Genomic DNA, 19,334 nt, shown 5'->3' on the forward strand with positions numbered 1-19,334 from the left:
AAAGAGAGATGCCTGATGCCTGTTCGTCGGTGGCAAGCCGTTGTGCTTGTGTTGTTTGTTCTTGGTGGCTGTCACGCAAATTACGTCTTCGACGACGGCGACTACCGCCCACTGGGTGACCCAAAGTCAAGCAGGCGCGGTGAGTAAGTCAGGGAGCCCAAATATGCAATTAGTGCTTGAAGTTTGTGATCCCGGGCGCAGGGGAGCAGGACAGTCCCTGAGCAAAATTTTTGATGGTATTGGTGGGGTAATCGGTCGTGGTGCCGGTTGTGACTGGATCATCCCCGATCCAAGTCGCCTTCTTTCCAACCATCATGCGCTGATCACCTATCGCAATGGTCGATATTTCCTGACCGATATCAGCAGCAACGGTGTTTTTCTGGGAGGTAGTAGTAAGCGCTTGCCCAAGGGAAAGGCCAGGTCTGTTGTGGATGGCATGGTCGTTCGATTGGGAGGGTTCGAGATTCGTGCCTGCCTGATTGGGCAGGCAAAGGGGGCTGAGTTGGGCGATGGGACAATCGCCACGGCCAACGCGATTCCTGACGACGCCTTTCTTGAGCAGGACCCTATGCAGGCACTTGAGCGCGAGCTACTGAGTCGGAACACCTCGGATGAACTGGATTCCCTGAAAACGATAGCCGGAAAATCTGTGTCGTGGGTCGATGAGTGCTCGGTGGAGACGGAGCATCTGACGATGCCCGAGTGGGTGGCGCCCGTGCCAGAGGCGACACCGAGGCTCGTGGAAATTGTTCCTGCCACGGTCAATGAGGCGTTTTGGACAGCTTTTGCCGACGCGCTCGGTATGTGTCTGGAACGACTCGATGAACCCGGGCGAGAGGCGCTGGCGATCAAGGCGGCAAGTTTACTCAGGCATAGCATTGATGGGTTGCAACAGAGCTTGCACACCCGCAATGAACTCAAGAGTGAACTTAACCTGCCTATGACGGACGTCCGGCCAAAGGGCCAGGCTCCCCTGAACGACAGTGTCGATTGCAGTGAGGCATTGAAGATACTCCTGGGCACCGGACAGCTCGGCCTGTTGCCGGCCGAATGGGCGATCGCCCAGGCCTATCGGGATATTCAGGCCCATCAAGTAGCACTACTGGCAGCCTGCCGTGCTGTTGTGCGCGGTGCATTGATGACCTTTGCGCCAGCGCACTTGATTCGCTGCTTCAAACACCAGGAAAAATCCGCGAGGCTCATCACATCTGGCGCCCACTGGCGTGCCTATCAGCGTCATTACCAACGACTGATCGAGGATGACAACTGGAGTGCAGGCCTATTGGGCGGTGACTTTGCAAAAGCTTATGAGGAACAGGTTCGCCTGATCTCCACCCTTGACCGTGCCTATCCAGGATGATGCCCATGTCTCGTGCTGCCATTGCTTTGTTGTTCGTTGTGCTGGGCCTGTTGGTCGGTTGTAGCAATCTCTCACCCTTTTCGAAACTGACCAAGCTGGATCTGACGCTGACGGCCAGTGAACAGGTCAATCCGGACCTCCATGGCCGGCCGTCGCCCATCGTATTGCGCCTGATAGAGCTTCGACATCCCGTAGCCTTTGAGAACGCTGACTTCTTCAGTCTCTATGGGCGTGCCGAACACACCCTGCCCAAAGACCTGGTAACCATCGAGGAGCTGGAGCTGCGTCCCGGTGAGCAGGTGGTACTCAAACTCAGCGTCGAGCGTGGTAGCCGTTATGTTGGCGTACTGGCGGCGTATCGGGACCTGCCCAATACGCAGTGGCGCCATGTCCTGCCCATTATCGGTCAAAAGGTGAACCGCGCTGAACTGGTACTTGACCAGGCAGGGGTTCGACCTGCCCTTGCGCTCCAAGATAAGGCGGACGACTGATATGAAAACCCATAAAGTCATCTGGCAGGAGGGCATGCTGCTGCGGCCCCAACATTTGCAACACAATGATCGTTATTACGAGCAGCAACTCAAGGATCGAACCCGATTGCTGGGCGATCATGCATGGGGATTTCTGACCCTGGAAATCGACCAGCAGTATCTCAATATGGGCAAGATCGTCGTCAGCCAGGCCAGCGGCATATTTCCTGACGGCAGCCTGTTCGACTTGAGCTGCACGCCGGAGCCTCTGGCCCTGGATGTTCCGGAAAACGTGCCAGGGCAACCGATTTACCTGGCATTGCCGCTGGTTACCGGTAACCACATTGAAGCGCGTCAGGTGCAACAGTCCGAGGTATTGGCACGCTACGTCATGTGCCAGACCGACGTGGTTGATTCAAACGCGGGGGAAGACGCTCGTTGCCAGATCAACTGCGGGCGTCCAGATTTTCGCCTGCTATCGGGCGAGCAGCAGAGTGACCAGCGGTACGTGAAGCTCAAGGTAGCCCAGGTGCTGGGATGCGCCTCGGACGGTGTGGTCAGCCTGGACCCTGACTTTGTCCCGACCTTTATCCACCTGCAAGGCTCCAGGTATCTGTTGTCCTGCCTCAAGGAGGTGATCAGCCTGCTGGCCAGCCGTGGCGATGCCATTGCCGAGCGCCTGCGCTCCAATGGCAAGGCCGTGGGGGCGCAAGTTGGCGATTTCCTGATGTTGCAACTGATCAACCGTACCGAGTTGGTCTTGCGCCACTACCTGGACCTTTCCCAGGTCAGTCCCGAGACATTGTATCGAGCTCTATTATCGATTCTGGGCGAACTGTCGACGTTCGCCAGTGATACCAAGCGCCCGCGCCTTGAAGGGCGCTACCGGCACAGCGACCAGGGTGCCAGTTTTCGTGGGTTGATGGAGGCGATACGCAGTGTGTTGTCGATGGTGCTTGAACAACATGCCATCGAGTTGGCGCTGCAACAACGCCAGTATGGCGTACTGGTGTGTCCGGTAAGTGATCTCAAACTGCTGGGCTCGGCAACCTTCGTGCTGTCGGCCAGTGCCCACTGCGATAGCGAGGAGCTTCGTCATCGCCTGCCCACACATCTGAAAATTGGGCCCGTGGAGCGGATTCGTGAGCTGGTGAACCTGCATCTGATGGGGATCAAGGTCAAGCCATTGCCGGTAGCTCCCAGGCAGATTCCGTTTCATGCCGGCAATACCTATTTCATGCTCGAACTCAGTGCCCGCGACGTCACGCAACTGGAGCATTCCGGAGGGTTCGCCTTCCATGTCGCCGGTGAATTTGCCGAACTTGAACTGAAATTCTGGGCCATCAGGAACTGAACCTATGTTGATGGAAAGAGAACCTTTGCCGGATGAAAAAACGGTACTGCTCGACCGCCTGGGTCGTGCCCCCGAACAGGGCCCAATTACCGACTTCGCATCGCCTCCGCGCTTCGAGCAACTGGAAGACCGAATGGTCTACGCGGCCCGTTTGCAGGGCGCGCAAAGCTTCAATGTCGGGCTCAACATCCTGGTGGCGACGGCCTGGGAGTTATTGTCCGAGGTGGTCCGACTCAAGGGTAGCGTTGCTCAGGAAAGTCTTCATGCGCTCAATGATCGGCTGTCGTGCGGCATCACGCTTTTCGAAACGCGGGCCCTGCATGAGGGCGCCGAGACCAGTGAGGTGGTGGCGGCGCGTTATGTGCTGTGCAGTGTGATTGACGAGGCTGTCGTGACCACTGCCTGGGGCAGTCAGAGCGATTGGTCGCAAATAAGCCTGCTGAGCCGTTTTCATAATGAAACTTTCGGTGGCGAGAAGTTTTTCCTGCTGCTGGAGCGAATGTCGAGGAACCCCGTCAAGCATGTGGCAATGCTGGAGCTGATGTACTTGTGCTTGTCCCTGGGGTTCGAGGGCAAGTACCGGGTCATGGAACGTGGTGTTCTGCAACTAGAGGGCATTCGGGACGCCCTGTATCGACAGATCAGGCACGTGCGCGGCGATCCCCCTCGGGACCCCGCGACGATGCCGCAGCAAGGGCAGCAACACCGCAGGCTGATACGCATTGTTTCCGTGTCCTGGGTGACGATCTTTGTCACGGCCTGCCTGTTGATGATGTATTCGGGGTTTGCCTGGGTACTTGGCGAGCAGCGCGAGAGGGTACTGCAGCCTTATCAAGAGCGAGCGCCACTCATCACTTCAATGCACAGGTAATGCAGGTAGCAAGCATGAAAGCATTCTTCAAGAGAGCGGCTGACTTCCTGGGCATGACCTGGCTGTGGAGTCTGTTATTGGTGCTCTCGACAACCTTGGCCGTATGGTTTTTCGGGCCCTTGTTGGCGGTCGACGATTACCGGTTCTGGCAAGGTTCGGTAGCGCGCCTGCTGACCATCAGTACTCTGTTTCTGCTGTGGGGCCTGGCAATGGTCTTTGTCAACCGCCGCGGCCCGACACTGCAGAGAGATTACGAACTCCGGCCGCACCAGCACCTCATCATTCGGGAGCAAAGAACATTGCGCGCCCGATTCAAGGTAGCGCTGCACGCCCTGAGAGTCTCAACGCGTTATGGCGAACGCAGTGGGCGTTGGCGCAACGACTTGCCCTGGTTCCTGCTGATCGGAAACACAGGCAGTGGCAAGACCTGTTTGCTAGAGGCCGGCGGGTTGCAATTGGCACTCGACAGGATTGATCCCTCGTCGACCCGTAGCGGGAGCGGTACCCGCGACTGCGAATGGTATTTTGCCGACGATGGGGTGTTGGTCGATACCGCAGGGCGATACCTGAGCCTCGCAGATGGTGCAGTGGATGCCGCCGGTTGGTCGACGTTGCTTGGCCTGCTTAAAGGACGCCGTCGTTTCCGTCCGCTTGATGGTGTGCTGGTGGCGCTTTCGGTGGACACATTGCTTAACGGCAGCGAGCAGGAACTGGAGATTCTGGCACGCCAGGTCCATAGCCGCCTGCAGGGTATTCAGCAGTCCTTGCATGTTCAAATACCGGTCTACCTGATCTTGACTCAGGCGGATCGCTTACCGGGATTTGTGGAGTTCTTTGACCGGCTGGAGGCCGAAGGCCATGATGCGGTGCTCGGTGAGCGACTTGTCGTTGGCAGGGGCAGTGCTGATATTGCCGAGGTGCGCCGGGCATTCGAGGCATTGCTCCAGCGTCTGAGCAGCGAGTTGATCCAGCGCCTGCATCAAGAACGAAATACCGAACGTCGTGGGCGAATGCTCGATTTTCCCCATCAGGTGGCCCAGCTTGGTGAGCGCCTGTGCCTGTTTGTCGAGTTGGCGTTTTCCGCCCACAGTTACCAGAGCGTCAATGCCTTGCGCGGTTTTTACTTGACCAGTGCCGGCGGCAATACTCTGTCGGATGGAGGGGCTCTATTGTCGGGAGGGCAGGGTCAAGGTTCCGGTGCAGGAGATACGCGCCCACGCTTTATTCAGGGATTGTTGAGCCGGGTAGTCTTTTCCGGCGCTGACCTGGCGGGGCTCGATAGTCTTGAGCAGCACAGGCTTCGGCCTCGCCAGCGTATGCTGGCCCTGGCCGCGTTGCTGGTCGTTGGGGCGGCAGGCCTGCTGTGGATGCGCAGTTATTCTGTCAATCATCAGCATCTTGAGCAGGTGCGCGAGCTGGCCCGGCATTTTTTACCGCCGTCTTCGGTGGAGAATGCCCTGGCAATCCTGCCCTCATTGGACACACATCTGGCGGCTACCCGGGTTTTTCCTCCTAGAGGTCAGGCAAGCGTGTCCGAACAAGTTGGGTTGTACCAAGGCGACAGTAGCCGGCCCGTCCTGGACCAGGCCTACGAGCAGGCGCTGCAACGCCTGTTGTTGTCCCACGTCAACGTGATGCTTGAGCGGCAAGTGCGCGCCAGCCTGGAGGATCGCGAGTTGTTATCGGACAGCCTGCGGGCGTACCTGATGCTCAACCTGCGGGAGCGGCGTGATCCGGATTGGCTCAAGGAGCGAGTCGCGGGCCAATGGTCGTTGCTGCATGCCGGTGACACCAGGGTACAACGTCGGCTGAACGAGCACTTTGAGCGGTTGCTTGAACAACCTTTCGCATACCCAATCAATAACGAGTTAGTGGCCCAGGCGCGACAGGTATTGCGAGGAGAATCTCTGGCCAGCGTGGTGTACCGCGTGCTGCGTGAGCAGGCCCGCAATCTTGAACCTTATCGCTTCAGCCAGCACCTGGATCCCCGAGGACGTGTGTTCGCTGGGATCGATCAACCCATCCCGGGGTTTTACACTCAGCGTTATGTGCATTATTTCGCGGCCCAGGGATCTCGATTGGTGAATACCATCGTGCAAGACAACTGGGTGCTGGGTGAAGGCGCAGACCTGAGTCCGATGGACTTGCGTCGATTGATGGTGGAACTGGAGCAACGTTATTTCAGCGAGTACGCCGAGACCTGGAGCGAGGCCCTTGGCCAGGTTCGTTTGCAAGACACCGACACCGCCAGGCAAGGTGCCGAGCAGTTGGCCAGCCTGACATCGGCGCACTCACCCTTGTTGCAGCTGCTGCAACAGGTCAGGGAAAACACACGTTTTTCGTCTGCGCCAGAGCAGGTTGGTGGCCTTGCAGGCAGTATGCCAGGGCCGCTCACTCCTTTGCCCCAGGCAGCGTTGGGCAATGCTTTGGGCGTGATTGCCGGTGAGTCTTCGGACACCGCCCGGAGGGCGCTGCAACGTCGCTTCGAGTCTCTGCATCAACTGTTGGATGACCAGCAGAATCCCGGAACAGAACTGACCCAGGCACTGCAGGCGCTCAACCAATTGCATCTGCAGTTGGCGGCGCTGAGTCGGGTGGGGCAGCCAGAGCAAGCGGCATTCGATATGGTCAAGCAGCGAATGCATGGCCAGCAGGATGCCCTGAGCGATTTGCGTAATGTCGCCATGCGCTTGCCGTTGCCGCTTGCCTCCTGGGTTGATGGTTTGGCCGATAGCCATTGGCGCCGAGTACTCGATGATGCCTACCGCCATTTGAACCAGCGCTACCAGAGTGAGGTGTACGGTTTTTACGCCAAGGCGATCAAGCAACGCTATCCGTTCAATGCCCACGCCAGCAGCGATGTTGCCTTGACCGATTTCCACGAGTTCTTCAAGCCCCAGGGGGTAATGGCACGGTTTTTCGATAGCTATTTGCGTCCTTTCGTCAGCGGCGACGCCGGCCGCTACCGGTTGCGCAGTCTGGACGGTCGCACTTTGCCCATGTCTCGTGCACTGCTTGATCAGTTGGGTAAGGCGAAAGTGATTCGTCGCGGCTTTTTTGCAGATGACCAGGGCCTGGCTCAGGTTCGCTTTACACTGGCGCCTTATAGCCTTGACTCGACGGTGAGTCGTGCGATCTTTCGGTTCGGCAGCCAGCAAATGGAGTATCGCCATGGGCCGATTGTGCCTATGGCGTTCCAATGGCCAACCGAGGCAGAGGATGGCCGCAGCAGTCTGGTGCTGGAGCGAGACGCCGAGCGTGCGCAGGGTATCGAGAAAAACACCGGCCCCTGGTCCCTGTTCCGGTTGTTCGACCTTATGCAAAGCGAGTCCTTGAGCGGGCGTGATGTGCTGGTGCTCAAGGCCGATCTCGGTGGTTCGCGGGTCAATTACTTACTGACCAGCCAGAGCACGCCCAGTCCGTTTGACTTGGGCACATGGCGCACTTTCCGCATCCCGGAGCAGTTGTGATCAGGCTACCAGGCCGCTGGCGCAGCGCAGGGCGAACCGCCCGTGGCAAGGTTCGGGGGCGCAATGAGGATGCGTTTCTTGATTGTCCGCAGCAGGGCTGCTGGGTGGTGGCGGACGGGATGGGTGGCCACCAGGCGGGCGATGTCGCCAGCCAACTGGTGGTCAAGAGCCTGGCCGCATTGCCGGGACAAGGTAGTCTTGATGAGCGCTTGCTGGGCGTTCGGCGCTGCCTGCAGTGGCTTGACCGGCAGATGGGCCAGGTGTTGCCGGTGGCTGCTCGCGGGGCTGATTACATCATGGGTAGCACGGTGGTGGCCTTGCTGCTTGAGGGGGATCGCGCGGCTTGCATCTGGGCCGGCGACAGTCGTTGTTACCTGTGGCGAGGGCGGGCTCTGTACCAGTTGTCCCGGGATCATTCCCTGCTGGAGCAACTGATCGACGAACAGCGGCTGAGCCCGGAGCAGGCCAGGGCGCATCCGGATGCCAGGGCCTTGACCCGGGCCGTGGGCGCGCGCGCAACGCTGGCCCCGGAAGTACTGGAGCTCAAGACGTCCCCTGGGGATGTGTTTTTGTTGTGCAGTGATGGCTTGTATCAGGGGCTCAGTCCTGGAGAGCTGGAAGGTGCCCTGAGCCTCGGCGCGCCACAAAGGGTCCTGGATCGATTGTTCGAGGAGGTCTTACGCGGTGCCGCCAGGGACAATCTGACCGCTGTGGTCATTCAGCGATGAGTGATATGCCCAGCACGCCAACAACCAGGGAAGGGCCAGCCTGCTCCGTTTCAAGTCTGCCCCCGACGCCCCCAGCAATGCCTTCCTTGCTGGCTGGACGTTACCGCATAGAAAGAATGCTGGGCGCAGGTGGCATGGGGGTGGTGTATCGCGCCCGGGATTTGCTGCATGAGCAATTTGGCGAGCCGGATTCCAAGGTTGCGTTGAAGGTGCTGTCGCAAACGCTTTCCCGGGCGACGGACGCTCACGTGCTGCTGTACAGCGAGTTTGCACTGACGCGGTGCTTGCGGCACGAGCGGGTGATTCGGGTGTACTCGTTCGAAGTGGACACGACCTGGCAAATGGCGTTCTACACCATGGAGCTGCTGCCCGGCATGACCCTGGATAGTTTATTGCGCGAGTGCCCAGGCGGATTGCCGTGGAGTGAGTTGCAGCCTATCGCCGTAGGCTTGCTCGACGCACTGGGGTATACCCATCAACAAGGCGTGCTGCACGGCGATGTAAAACCAGCCAATGTGATGGTTGGAGAACAAGGATTGCGTCTGTTTGATTTCGGCCTGGGCCAGGCGACCACACCCGCTTTGGCAGGGCTGCCGGCCTTGAGTCGCGGCCGTTTCAATGCATGGACACCGTCCTACGTCGCACCGGAATTATTGGATGGTGCACCGTTGTCTGCCAGTGCCGACCTCTATGCGGCAGCTTGTGTACTTTACGCGCTGGCACAGGGACGGCGGCCCTTTGACGGTTCATTGCAGCATCGATCTGCGGCACAGTGCGGTCCGCCGGGACAATTGCCTCGCCAGTGTTGGTCGGCGTTATGTATGGCCATGGCTGGTGATCCACGCCGTCGAATGGTGACGGTTGATGAGTTACGAGCGGTAATAGGCGGAGTCCGTACGGGCGTTCGCCGTTGGTTCAAGCCCCATGGATGCACTCAGTCGGCCAAACCATGCAACTGACAGTACTCAGCCCAGCCAAGGCCCGCCATCTGGGCGACTTCCTTATGGACTTCAAGACGTTGGGCCTCGAACTCTTGGGGTGAGTGTGCCGTCAGTTGCAGGGTCAGCTCCCAGGCGAACAGTCCCAGGCGTTCAGCTTCGGCTTCGAAGGCCTCATGCAAGCGTTCGGCACGGTATTGCGCCAGCGTTTCTCCCTTGGCCTGGGCTGCCAGGGGATTTAATGTGTCCAGTTCGGCGCGCAGGTCAGGGTACTTATTCAGGAATCTGTCCAGGGCGAGCTGGTGATTTTCACCGGGTTGGGACAAGGCATAACTCCAGGGTAAGCAGGTGGTTGAACGTATCATGAGGCCTGTTGGAGGTGACTGTTGCGTCTGGCGCGCTTGCGTAAGCGGTTGGTCACCCAGGTTTGCAGCGGCTCAAGCAGGAAGAATAGCAAGTAGGCCGTCAGCACCAGGGCCAGGTCGCTCCAGGTTTGCGCTATCGGCCCTTCAAACAACTCGATGCCTGCCTTGATCAGAAACAACAATGCTACACCACAGAGCCATAACACCATGGTGAGAAGCAGAGGGCGAGCGCGATTTGAAAACCTGCCTTGCATGTGGGTACATCTCCTTGAGGATGCCGGGGCTGTTTACCCAGTGAATCGAATTGTTTTGAACCGAGGCCGGCTGATTTATGAGCGATCTGGTTACAGATAAGTTTCATAACCGGATTGGACGGTGTTTGGTTCAAGCGCAAACAGGCTTCCTCAAATTCCTGGAGCCAACGCTGTAGCGTTGCGAAGCAAACCTGTTTTCGGAAACTGCGCGGTCGATCAATGGCAGTGACGACTTAATCCTGAGGCCAGTAAACAGCGGCAGGATTGGTAGGCGGGTGATGGATCGAGGGGCGATGTACATCGAGCGTTTGATATCCATGTCAGTCCTGCTATCCGAATTGGCATTTAACGGCCGAAAACTGATCGTTCGACCAAGAAAGACTTGGATAGTAGCAACTGTCGAGGGATTTATGGGCAAGTATGTGTCAGAAAAATGACTGGCGGGCGCTCAAGGCACGGGTCTAGGCCGCGCCATATTCCCCTTGGGTTCGCTCTATTTCTTCAACCAGTTGATCAATCCCCGCCAACCGTGCCCGATTGTCATGATCCCAAGGATGAAACCCTGGCTTGAAATAATGCAACCAGGGCAACGCCATCCGTGGAAACACGCCCTTGGGTCCATAGAGAAACTTGAGCATCCGCCAGAACCCCTTCAGATGCCCCCCCGCACGACGGTCGGCAATCAGCAGGCGCAGGTGAAAATCAAATACCACCAGCCAGAAGAATACCGTGGTGAACAGCATCGTTGCGGTGCGCAACAGGTAGCGCTTGGGCCCGGGTTTGATCACTGTGTTCCAGACATCAAACGCCACCGCTTTGTGCTCGGTCTCCTCCAACGCATGCCAGTACCACATCTGTTGGTAGCCCTTGACCGACTCACCAAAGCGCGACGGATCACTGAGGAGGATTTCGGCGAGCATCGCGGTGTAATGTTCCAGGGCGATGGTCACCGCCAGGTTGAAAGAGACTGGCAGGTGTTTCTTCTGCAAGTCCAGGATGACCTTCAGTCGATGGTCCAGGGTATGCGCCGGCAGGCCGGCCGCTTGCAGCAGGTCGTTGTAGGCTACATGTTCCCGGCTGTGCATGGCTTCCTGGCCGATGAAACCCTGGATTTCCTTCTTCAGGTCCGGGTCTTCGATGCGTTTGCGGTAGTGGCGTACGCTGTCCATGAAGAACAACTCGCCTTGAGGAAACAGCAACGACAGGGCATTGAAGAAATGCGTGATGAAAGGGCCTTGTTCGTGCCAGTTCTTGATGCGCTTGGCAGGTAGGGCAAAACGCAGGTCGCGACGGATGGGTAGCATGTGGGGACTCCATGGCGTAATGAAGAATCAGAGACGGTGTTCGTCCTGGGTTTCAAAGATCGGCGGCTTGGAATTTTTTGGCGCCATGCGCTTGCTGGCAAACACCACCAGCGCCTGATAAGCGGCCGGCAAGCAGCGGGCCAGCAGGTCCAGGGCATAGGCGTCGCGGCCGATCAGCACACGGCGCTTGTTTTTGCGCACGCCGTGCAGAATGACCTTGGCAGCCTGAGCGGCGTCGGTGATGAACAGTTTTTCAAAGTCGGCCCGGGCCTGTTGTTCGCCGTGGATCAAAAAGCCGGTCATGTTGGGATCGATCCGGCTGCTGCGGCAGATGTCGGTGCGAATCCCGCCCGGGTGTACGCAGGTGGCCGAGACGCCGCTGTGTTGCATGTCCAGTTCCTGACGCAGGGATTCGGTAAAGCCGCGTACGGCGAACTTGGTGGCGTTGTAGCCGCTCATGCCGGGTTGGGCGAACAGGCCGAACACGCTGGAGGTGTTGATCACATGCCCGTCGCCGGACGCCTTGAGGTAGGGCAAAAACGCTTTGGTACCGTGGACCACGCCCCAGAAGTTGATGCCAACGATCCATTCCAGGTCGGCGTAGTCCACACCTTCCACGGTACTCGACAGGGCAACCCCGGCATTGTTGAAAATCAGGTTGACCTGGCCGTGCTCTGCAAAACAGCGGGCGGCCCAATCGAACATGGCCTGGCGATCGGAAACATCCAGTACCTCAGAGGTGACGGTGACGGGCGACAGGATCGAGGTCTTCACCAGCTCTACTGTCTGGGCCAGGCCTTGGCTGTTTTTATCGGCCAGGGCCAGGTGGCAGCCTTCTCTGGCCAATGCCAGCGCCAATGCGCGGCCCATGCCTGATGCCGCGCCCGTGATAGCGGCTACGCGGTTGGTGAATGATTTCATGACAGGCTGCCCTCCGTCGTGGTGTGGGGTTGCGCAACGGGGTGCGAATCGGCAGTAACGGGGACCGGGCTGACAACATAATCCTTGAGGGAAAAATGCCGGGTGACCTGTTTGAAGCGCCAGGTCGAGCCAGGCCACAAGGTGGTGTTCTTACCGGTGCGCGGATCCAGGTACCAGCTCTGGCAACCACCGGTGGACCAGATGGTGCGCTTGAGTTTCTTTTGCAAGTTGAGGTTGTAGGCATTTTCCACGGTGGGTTTTACATCCACGGTGTCGATGTGCAGGCGCTGCATCTGTTGCAGGGCATCGAGGATGTAGGTGACCTGGGCCTCAATCATCAGAATCATTGAGTTATGCCCCAGCCCGGTGTTAGGACCAACGATCAGGAACAGATTGGGATAACCCGGCACCGTGGTGCCCAGGTAGGCATGAGCGCCGTCGCGCCAGGCGTCCATGATATCGAGCCCGTCGCGACCGATGATGCAACCACGGGGCAGGGGATCGGTGGCCTGGAAGCCGGTGCCGAAGATCAGGCAATCGGCCGGGTGCTTGATACCGTCGGCAGTCACCATGCCATCGGCTTCGATGCGCAATACGCTGTCGGTGACCACCTGCACATTGCTGCGTGAGAGTGCCGGGTAGTAGTCGTTGGATATCAGCACGCGCTTGCAGCCGATGGTGTAGTCGGGGGTCAGGACCTTGCGCAGGGAAGGGCGGGGCACTTGTTTATGCAGGTGGCGCAGGGCGATTTTCTGCACCATCTTCATCAGTTTCGGGTGCAGGGCAAAACCCACCACGCGACCTTCCAGGGCCCAGTAAAACGCGCCGCGCACCAGGCGCTGGGTAAAAGGCATGTGCTTGAAGGCCCAGCGTTCAAACCGTGAAATCGGCCGGTCGGGCTTGGGCATGATCCATGGCGCTGTGCGTTGGAAAAGATCCAGGTGCGCCACGTGCGGCGCGATCTGCGGCACGAATTGAATGGCACTGGCACCGGTTCCGATCACCGCCACGCGCTTGCCTTTGAGTGAATAGCTGTGGTCCCACTGCTGGGAGTGGAAGTGTTTGCCCTTGAAGCTGTCCAGGCCAGGAATGTCTGCAAGCGCCGGGCGCGACAGGCCACCCATTCCCGACACCAGCACCCGGGCGCTGACTTGGCGGCCATGGGTGAAGCTCAGGTGCCAGCGTTGTTGCTCATCGTCGAACACGGCCCGCTCCAGACCCATGCCGAAGCGTAGATAAGGCGCCAACTCATACCGTTGGGCGCAGTGTTCCAGATAGGCACGGATCTCGGCCTGGGGCGCGAATTGCCGTGTCCAGTCCGGGTTGGGCGCGAAGGAAAACGAATAGACATGCGATTGCACGTCGCAGGCGCAACCGGGGTAGTGATTGTCGCGCCAGGTACCGCCGAGGGCATCCGCCTGCTCGGCAATGAAGAAGTCCCGCAGGCCCGCTTCCTTGAGCTTGATGGCCATGCACAGGCCGGCGAAGCCTGAACCGATGATGGCGATGTCGACGTGGTCCCTCGTGTCGTCCTGTTGGGTGTAGGCATTCATAGAGTGTCCCTCGATGGGGCGACACGCCTTACGGGTTGAGACATCGGATTGACTCCTGGTTTTGTTATAGCTGCTTGGCTAACGGATTCGCCTCAAATAGATAGAACACCATTGCAAAGAAAAATTGAATTAATTATTTTAAAAAACATTTTAAATAATGTGCCTGAAAAATATCGCCTACGCTACAAACCTGTTCCTCTGGTGCGAACTGTCCGACGGATGAGTGCTTCACGCATGTAGGGTCCAGGGTGTGGACGATAGCTCTGGGACGGTTGATCAATTCCGGTCGGCTCCCAGGCTCAGGGAAGCAGAGGACCGAGCTATGGCTGTTGAATGGGTTATTGCCGCGGGTGTGTTCGTGGGGGTCAGTGCGGTGTTATGGGGTATCAGTGCCTTGATGACTCGGCGTATCGAGGCAGCTATTCCGATCAATGGACGCTGCGTGGAGGTCGATGGCGAGCGCTTTCATTATTTTGACGAGGGCAAGGGCCCGCCGCTGGTGATGATCCATGGATTGATGGGCAGCAGCCGTAACCTGACGTATGCCTTGTCGGCCCGGTTGCGTGAGGACTTCCGGGTCATCACTCTCGACCGGCCGGGCTCGGGGTATTCCACGCGCCATAAAGGCACGGCTGCCGACCTCCCGGCTCAGGCCCGACAAGTTGCCACCTTCATTAAAGCCCTGGGTCTGGGGCAACCCCTGGTACTGGGGCATTCCTTTGGCGGGGCGGTTTCCCTGGCCCTGGCCCTCGATCATCCCCACGCCGTTTCAGGTGTAGTTTTGGTAGCGCCGTTGACCCACCCCCAACCCATGTTGCCACTGGTGTTCTGGTCATTGGCCGTACGGCCGGCGTGGCTGCGGCGTTGGGTGTCGAAAACCCTGGCTGCGCCCCTAGGGATGTTGACCAAGGGCTCGGTGGTCAAGGGGGTATTCGCGCCCGAGGTCGCCCCGGATGACTTCGCTACCCGTGGCGGTGGCTTGCTGGGCATGCGTCCCGATAATTTTTATGCCGCTTCAAGCGAGATCGTCCTGGTCAATGATCATCTACCGCAGATGGTCAAGCGCTACCCACAACTGAGCCTGCCCATTGGCCTGATCTATGGCTCGCGGGACAAGGTGCTGGACTTTCGCAAGCACGGCCAGGCGCTGGCGGACAAGGTGCCAGGGCTAAAGCTGCAACTGCTCGAAGGCAAGGGGCATATGTTGCCGATCACCGCACCGGAGCGCATTGCAGCCTTGGTCGAGCAGGTGGCCAAGCGTGCCAGCCCAGCGCAAAGCGCCACGGCCCTGCACCGGCCATTTGCAGTGACGAGCAAATAATTGCGGCTTTTACGACGTAGCCGATAGCCCTCAATGCTTGCCCTGGACACCTGCCCGGATAGACGAAAAGCGACTGTATGGTCACGTTCGAAAGGGCTCAAGAAAGTAGTTGACGACCTATCGATTACGCGTTATTTATTTAAAAAAATATTTCAATATTTATTTTGAAATGATTTTTGAAGTGCTTAAGAGCGAATAAAATAATGAAAAAAACGCCTTTTATCGCATGGTTGGTTTACGGGAGTGATCAGCCCTCTTTGACGCTGTTTACTGCCCTGTTCTGCCTCGTTCGGAGGCTGCCATGAATCAGGCCCTGGCAGCCCCACACGTCTGGACCGATGGCAAGCGCCACTTGTGGTGGCTCGGCATCATGCCCTTGGCAACCCCGTTGCTTTCCGGCTCCCTCGCCATAACTACCGGTGTACAACAATTGTGGTGGGTCGGCGTACTGGTGATTTTCGGCCTGATCCCGCTGATCGATGGCCTGTTGGGCGAGGACGTCAGTAACCCACCGGAGTCCGCCGTCAGTGGTCTCGAATCCCAACGCTACTATCGCTGGATCGTCTACACCGGCGTTCTGCTGGTTATCTGTTCGGTGGTCATCACCGGTTGGCTCGCGGTCAGCGGAATCGACTGGATCATCGGCGGTGGCCTGCTGCACGCTACGGCATCTCTGGATCCGTCGAACTGGATGGCACAAACCGCCAGCTACCTCACCTCTCGCACGCAATTGCATGGTGAAGTCAGTGTGTTCACTTACCTGGGCATGGCTATGTCCACCGGCGCAGCCACCGGGATTGCCATCAATACTGCCCATGAACTGGGCCACAAGCCCCGTCTGCTGGAGATCATCCTGGCGAAGATCACCCTGGCGCCCACCTTCTATGGCCATTTCTACACCGAACATAACCGCGGCCATCACGTACGGGTGGCGACGCCGGAAGACCCGGCCAGTTCGCGGCTGGGGGAAAGCTTCTGGGTTTTCCTGCCACGTTCGGTGTGGTTCAGCGCCCGCTCGGCCTGGAATCTGGAGCGTGAGCGTCTGCGCAAACTGGGGCTGCCGGCCTGGCACTGGAAGAACGGTGTGCTCAGTGCCTGGATGTACAGCGTGGTGCTGTGGGGCGCGATGATTGGATGGCTGGGGATTGGGGTGATTCCTTTTCTGTTGATCCAGGGTATCTACGGCTTTTCGCTGCTGGAAGTGGTGAACTATGTCGAGCACTACGGGTTGATGCGCCAGAAGTTGCCCAGCGGTCGTTATGAACGCTGCTCGCCTCGGCACTCCTGGAACAGTAACCGGATTGTTACCAATATCTTTCTGTTTCAACTGCAACGTCATTCCGATCACCACGCCAACCCGACCCGCAGTTATCAATCGTTGCGCCACTTTGATGAATCACCGCAACTGCCATATGGCTACGCGAGCATGATTGTTTGGGCCTATGTACCGTACTTATGGCGTAGAAGGATGGATCACCGGGTTCTCAACCATTATTCGGGGGACGTGACGTTGGCCAATATCCACCCACCAAAACGCTTGAAGATGCTGGAAAAGTACGCCAGCGCCCGTAGTTTCTAATGTGAATTAACACGTTGTTGACGTACTCGGGATCTGTCTCTCGCAGCCTCTTTTCGCCTCCGGTTTGCCGGTTTCGAGTACTGCCTAGTTGCAAGAAAGTTGTTTGACCCGAACAAAAACAACATCAAGGGAAGGGCATCAACCATGCAAACCACCGTCAAGTTCACCACCCATATTGTGTTGGCTGTGCTGGGTCTTATTGCTTATCACCAGGCCCAGGCTGCGCGCATCGAACCTGCTGGCAGTGCATTTACTGCCCAAGGCCCGATCAGCTTTTCCAAGGGGGCCCTTATCAGCGCCGATTGCACCATCAAGGTCGCCGGCAAGGTCGCTGCCGATGGTTCGTCTGCCAGTGTCGACAAGGTCGAGTTCGACGGCGGCCTCAAGTGCAGCCGAGTCGAGGCCACAAACTTGCCTTGGATATTGGTTGCCAAAGATACCAAGAGCGGCGCGATGTCAAAAATCAGCGTCGATGTACATGCCTTCGGTCTGGGTGGCAAGTGCGGCCCCTCCACGGCCGACGGAACCTGGGATAACGCCACCGGAAAGTTGGAGGCCACTGATGTTTCTATTGGTGAAGACTGCAAGATCAAAACGGTGTCGATCAAAATGCCGCCGAACTTCAAGGTCGTCGAATAAACGCATTCGAATAGTGCAGCGGTAATTGAATTGAAATTTGGCTGGAAAGGGAAGTTCTGCAGTTTCACCGTGACCTCTCGTTCATGGCCATTACCCCGGCGAAATGATTCGCCATACATGTGAGGAAAAACAATGAAAAGCTTGAAAACCCTCGTTTGTGCAACGTCTTTTGCAATGTGCTTTGGTGTGGCTTCCATGGCGAGTGCCGCGACTATTGGTCCGGTAGGTCAAACGTTCAGCACCCCTGGAGGGACCATTACAGTGAAGTCTCCGTCATCGTTTCAAGCGCCGGTGACGTGCAGCATTAACTTCACGGGCGTTGTAAACGCCAACGGTACCGCCACCATCAAAGGGGCAACAGTGGGTGGCTCCAACGCGCTGTGCAGCCTGCCGAAAATGAAAAACTTCCCAACCCCGGGCTGGGTGCTGACTGCCAGCAGCACGACTGCAGGCACGGTCACTAATGTGGGCTACACCATCAGCTCTCTGGTTAATACCGACTGCGGGCCGAGCACCATTCAGGTTGCCTGGAATGGCACAACCCTCAGCGCCAGCAACCAAGCTCTCAGCGGTAACTGCACCGTTTCAAGCTTGTCGGTGAAACCGTCGCCTGCGCTGACTATCACCCCCTGATAACTGGCCTGTCAGAACGGTGTTGATCACCCGCTAACAACAGGCGCCTCGAGCAGGGCGCCTGTTGCGGGAGCTGATAATAATAAGGAGTGCCACATGAATAATAAGAAACCACACGCGCGTACATTACTGGGATTGGCACTGCTGGGAGGGATGATGGGCAGCGGGCAGGTTCAGGCCGGGGGGTTCTCCACGCCGACATATGGTGCTCCAGGTTGGGGTCGGGCCTTTGGTGGGGGCTCGTTGTTCAAGAATGACCCCAGCGCTGCTTATAACAACCCGGCAGCCATGGCGTTTATTGATCAGACCATTGCTCAACAGACCGTCGACTATGCTCGCATCAAGATCAAGTACAGCGGCCAGGCCTACGATTACGCGGGCAATCCCATGACCCACACGCCAGTAGCCCCGGATGGCAGTTTTGATCCTGGGAGTGGCACGCTCAATACCAACGATGGTGGGCAGGGTGGGTTCACCGCATGGCTGCCAACCGGTTTCCTGGTCATTCCCATTGGTGACCGCTTCGCCTTCGGCCTCAGTCAGGTGGTTCCGCAGGGTATGCGTACCACCTGGGATGAAAATTCGAAACTTCGTGATTTTGCAGTCGATACCAAGATTGAAACGGTCGGCCTGACGGGCTCCCTGTCGTTCAAGGTCAACGATCAGTTTTCAGTCGGGGCCGGCGCGATTGTTCAGCGCAGCCAAGGCTTTGTCAGCCAAAACGTCGATCTACTGGCCGCAGCGGCTCAGTCTCCCGAGTTGGGCAACACGCCGTTTCCGCCTGGCGTAGGCAGTGCCTTGATTCGGGTCAAGGTCGATAACATCTCGGTAGGATGGTTTGGTGGTGTGGTCTGGAAGCCCACGCTCCAGGACTCGATTGGCCTGAATTATCACGCCAAGATCAAAAACAAGCTGACGGGCAAATACAACTTTCACTCGGATTCGTTCTCTTACGCCACGATGACACAGCCGGGCCCGTTTGGTGACGGGAAAACCCTGGTAGAGTCGGCCTATCCGGGCCTCAAGCTATTCCCGGACGGTGCCCACGCCAGTACACAACTGGACATTCCAGCCACCGCTGCCATCGACTGGGTACACCAGTTCAATGATCGCTGGACCTTGGGCGTGAGTGCGATGTGGACCCAATGGTCGTCGTTCAAGAGCCTGACACTCAAGTCTGAGGGGTCGACCATCGTCGCCATTCCCTACAACTACAAGAATGCCTGGATGACCTCGATTGGTGGCGACTATAAAGCGACTGACGAACTCACCTTGCGTGCCGGCGTAGCGTACGACCAGACACCCACTCGCAACTCCACCCGTGATCCACGGATTCCGGATGGTGATCGCTACTTCCTGGCATTTGGTGCCGGTTATGACATCAAAGCTGTGCCTGGTTTGACACTGGACGCCGCGTACTCGCACCAGTTCGTACAGAAGGTCAACCTCAAGACCAAGAACGTCGACCGTTTAGGCGCTGGGCAGTTGGACGGCAAGGCCGAGTCTTCGGGCGATGTGGTCAGCCTGTCGGCCACCTATAAGTTTTGAGGTCGTTCAGGGCAGTCGTGGAGAAG

General features: G+C 57.9%; 18 protein-coding genes. 13 read left to right on the plus strand and 5 right to left on the minus strand.

All coding sequences use genetic code 11. The features are described from left to right. Positions 1–15 precede the first annotated feature (15 nt). The 8 genes from GIR22_RS26315 (at position 16) to GIR22_RS07480 (ending at position 9,212) form a co-directional block, all read left to right on the plus strand. Positions 16–147, plus strand: a complete 132-nt coding sequence (locus GIR22_RS26315; protein ID WP_246208094.1) for a type VI secretion protein — start codon at positions 16–18, stop codon at positions 145–147. Between the two features lie 16 nt (positions 148–163). Further along, a complete protein-coding gene (tagH, locus tag GIR22_RS07450; protein ID WP_154742704.1) occupies positions 164–1,360 on the plus strand; it encodes a type VI secretion system-associated FHA domain protein TagH in 1,197 nt (398 codons plus the stop codon). Positions 1,361–1,365: 5 nt separating this feature from the next. Beyond that, positions 1,366–1,851, plus strand: coding sequence for a type VI secretion system lipoprotein TssJ (tssJ, locus tag GIR22_RS07455; protein ID WP_154742705.1), 486 nt, complete (start codon positions 1,366–1,368; stop codon positions 1,849–1,851). A 1-nt stretch (position 1,852) separates the two neighbouring features. After that, positions 1,853–3,184 carry a type VI secretion system baseplate subunit TssK gene (tssK, locus tag GIR22_RS07460; RefSeq protein WP_154742706.1) on the plus strand — a complete coding sequence of 444 codons (1,332 nt, stop codon included), beginning with the start codon at positions 1,853–1,855 and terminating at the stop codon, positions 3,182–3,184. Positions 3,185–3,188: 4 nt separating this feature from the next. Next, on the plus strand, positions 3,189–4,055 hold the full coding sequence (icmH, locus tag GIR22_RS07465) for a type IVB secretion system protein IcmH/DotU (protein ID WP_154742707.1): 867 nt from the start codon (positions 3,189–3,191) through the stop codon (positions 4,053–4,055). A gap of 14 nt (positions 4,056–4,069) precedes the next feature. Continuing rightward, entirely contained in the window at positions 4,070–7,525 is a 3,456-nt protein-coding gene (gene tssM, locus GIR22_RS07470; protein ID WP_154742708.1) for a type VI secretion system membrane subunit TssM, read from the plus strand. Beyond that, entirely contained in the window at positions 7,492–8,253 is a 762-nt protein-coding gene (locus tag GIR22_RS07475; protein WP_154742709.1) for a PP2C family protein-serine/threonine phosphatase, read from the plus strand. The genes tssM and GIR22_RS07475 overlap by 34 nt, the downstream gene beginning before the upstream one ends. A gap of 77 nt (positions 8,254–8,330) precedes the next feature. After that, complete coding sequence (locus tag GIR22_RS07480; RefSeq protein WP_154742710.1) at positions 8,331–9,212, plus strand: serine/threonine-protein kinase; 882 nt, start codon at positions 8,331–8,333, stop codon at positions 9,210–9,212. On the opposite strand, the gene GIR22_RS07485 is transcribed toward GIR22_RS07480, so the two are convergent. From GIR22_RS07485 to GIR22_RS07505, 5 genes are all read right to left on the minus strand, one after another. Beyond that, a complete protein-coding gene (locus tag GIR22_RS07485) occupies positions 9,188–9,517 on the minus strand; it encodes a DUF6388 family protein (protein WP_154742711.1) in 330 nt (109 codons plus the stop codon). The genes GIR22_RS07480 and GIR22_RS07485 overlap by 25 nt on opposite strands. 35 nt (positions 9,518–9,552) lie before the next feature. Further along, complete coding sequence (locus GIR22_RS07490; protein WP_154742712.1) at positions 9,553–9,810, minus strand: hypothetical protein; 258 nt, start codon at positions 9,808–9,810, stop codon at positions 9,553–9,555. 461 nt (positions 9,811–10,271) lie between these two features. Beyond that, complete coding sequence (locus GIR22_RS07495; protein ID WP_154742713.1) at positions 10,272–11,114, minus strand: metal-dependent hydrolase; 843 nt, start codon at positions 11,112–11,114, stop codon at positions 10,272–10,274. Between the two features lie 27 nt (positions 11,115–11,141). Then, a complete protein-coding gene (locus tag GIR22_RS07500; RefSeq protein WP_154742714.1) occupies positions 11,142–12,035 on the minus strand; it encodes an SDR family NAD(P)-dependent oxidoreductase in 894 nt (297 codons plus the stop codon). Next, complete coding sequence (locus tag GIR22_RS07505; protein WP_154742715.1) at positions 12,032–13,588, minus strand: flavin-containing monooxygenase; 1,557 nt, start codon at positions 13,586–13,588, stop codon at positions 12,032–12,034. The genes GIR22_RS07500 and GIR22_RS07505 overlap by 4 nt, the downstream gene beginning before the upstream one ends. Before the next feature lie 322 nt (positions 13,589–13,910). Here GIR22_RS07505 and GIR22_RS07510 point away from each other — a divergent pair, with 322 nt between their 5' ends. The 5 genes from GIR22_RS07510 (at position 13,911) to GIR22_RS07530 (ending at position 19,308) form a co-directional block, all read left to right on the plus strand. After that, on the plus strand, positions 13,911–14,909 hold the full coding sequence (locus GIR22_RS07510; protein ID WP_154742716.1) for an alpha/beta fold hydrolase: 999 nt from the start codon (positions 13,911–13,913) through the stop codon (positions 14,907–14,909). A gap of 301 nt (positions 14,910–15,210) precedes the next feature. Further along, positions 15,211–16,488 carry an alkane 1-monooxygenase gene (locus GIR22_RS07515; protein WP_154742717.1) on the plus strand — a complete coding sequence of 426 codons (1,278 nt, stop codon included), beginning with the start codon at positions 15,211–15,213 and terminating at the stop codon, positions 16,486–16,488. A 144-nt stretch (positions 16,489–16,632) separates the two neighbouring features. After that, positions 16,633–17,127 carry an alkane oxidation protein activator PraA gene (gene praA, locus GIR22_RS07520; protein WP_154742718.1) on the plus strand — a complete coding sequence of 165 codons (495 nt, stop codon included), beginning with the start codon at positions 16,633–16,635 and terminating at the stop codon, positions 17,125–17,127. Positions 17,128–17,259: 132 nt separating this feature from the next. Next, entirely contained in the window at positions 17,260–17,760 is a 501-nt protein-coding gene (gene praB / locus GIR22_RS07525) for an alkane oxidation protein activator PraB (RefSeq protein ID WP_154742719.1), read from the plus strand. 96 nt (positions 17,761–17,856) lie between these two features. Next, positions 17,857–19,308 carry an outer membrane protein transport protein gene (locus tag GIR22_RS07530; RefSeq protein ID WP_154742720.1) on the plus strand — a complete coding sequence of 484 codons (1,452 nt, stop codon included), beginning with the start codon at positions 17,857–17,859 and terminating at the stop codon, positions 19,306–19,308. The last annotated feature ends 26 nt before the right edge of the window (positions 19,309–19,334 follow it).

Origin of the sequence: Pseudomonas karstica (assembly GCF_009707515.1) — a bacterium.
GTDB lineage: Bacteria > Pseudomonadota > Gammaproteobacteria > Pseudomonadales > Pseudomonadaceae > Aquipseudomonas > Aquipseudomonas karstica.

Coding starts and splice junctions, on each gene's coding strand:
- icmH (WP_154742707.1), top strand. CDS start 3,189: ATGTTGATGGAAAGAGAACCTTTGCCGGATGAAAAAACGGTACTGCTC.
- GIR22_RS07500 (WP_154742714.1), bottom strand. CDS start 12,035: ATGAAATCATTCACCAACCGCGTAGCCGCTATCACGGGCGCGGCATCA.
- GIR22_RS07505 (WP_154742715.1), bottom strand. CDS start 13,588: ATGAATGCCTACACCCAACAGGACGACACGAGGGACCACGTCGACATC.
- GIR22_RS07475 (WP_154742709.1), top strand. CDS start 7,492: ATGGCGCACTTTCCGCATCCCGGAGCAGTTGTGATCAGGCTACCAGGC.
- tssM (WP_154742708.1), top strand. CDS start 4,070: ATGAAAGCATTCTTCAAGAGAGCGGCTGACTTCCTGGGCATGACCTGG.
- GIR22_RS07510 (WP_154742716.1), top strand. CDS start 13,911: ATGGCTGTTGAATGGGTTATTGCCGCGGGTGTGTTCGTGGGGGTCAGT.
- praA (WP_154742718.1), top strand. CDS start 16,633: ATGCAAACCACCGTCAAGTTCACCACCCATATTGTGTTGGCTGTGCTG.
- GIR22_RS26315 (WP_246208094.1), top strand. CDS start 16: ATGCCTGTTCGTCGGTGGCAAGCCGTTGTGCTTGTGTTGTTTGTTCTT.
- GIR22_RS07490 (WP_154742712.1), bottom strand. CDS start 9,810: ATGCAAGGCAGGTTTTCAAATCGCGCTCGCCCTCTGCTTCTCACCATG.
- tssK (WP_154742706.1), top strand. CDS start 1,853: ATGAAAACCCATAAAGTCATCTGGCAGGAGGGCATGCTGCTGCGGCCC.
- praB (WP_154742719.1), top strand. CDS start 17,260: ATGAAAAGCTTGAAAACCCTCGTTTGTGCAACGTCTTTTGCAATGTGC.
- tssJ (WP_154742705.1), top strand. CDS start 1,366: ATGTCTCGTGCTGCCATTGCTTTGTTGTTCGTTGTGCTGGGCCTGTTG.
- GIR22_RS07530 (WP_154742720.1), top strand. CDS start 17,857: ATGAATAATAAGAAACCACACGCGCGTACATTACTGGGATTGGCACTG.
- GIR22_RS07495 (WP_154742713.1), bottom strand. CDS start 11,114: ATGCTACCCATCCGTCGCGACCTGCGTTTTGCCCTACCTGCCAAGCGC.
- tagH (WP_154742704.1), top strand. CDS start 164: ATGCAATTAGTGCTTGAAGTTTGTGATCCCGGGCGCAGGGGAGCAGGA.
- GIR22_RS07515 (WP_154742717.1), top strand. CDS start 15,211: ATGAATCAGGCCCTGGCAGCCCCACACGTCTGGACCGATGGCAAGCGC.
- GIR22_RS07480 (WP_154742710.1), top strand. CDS start 8,331: ATGCCTTCCTTGCTGGCTGGACGTTACCGCATAGAAAGAATGCTGGGC.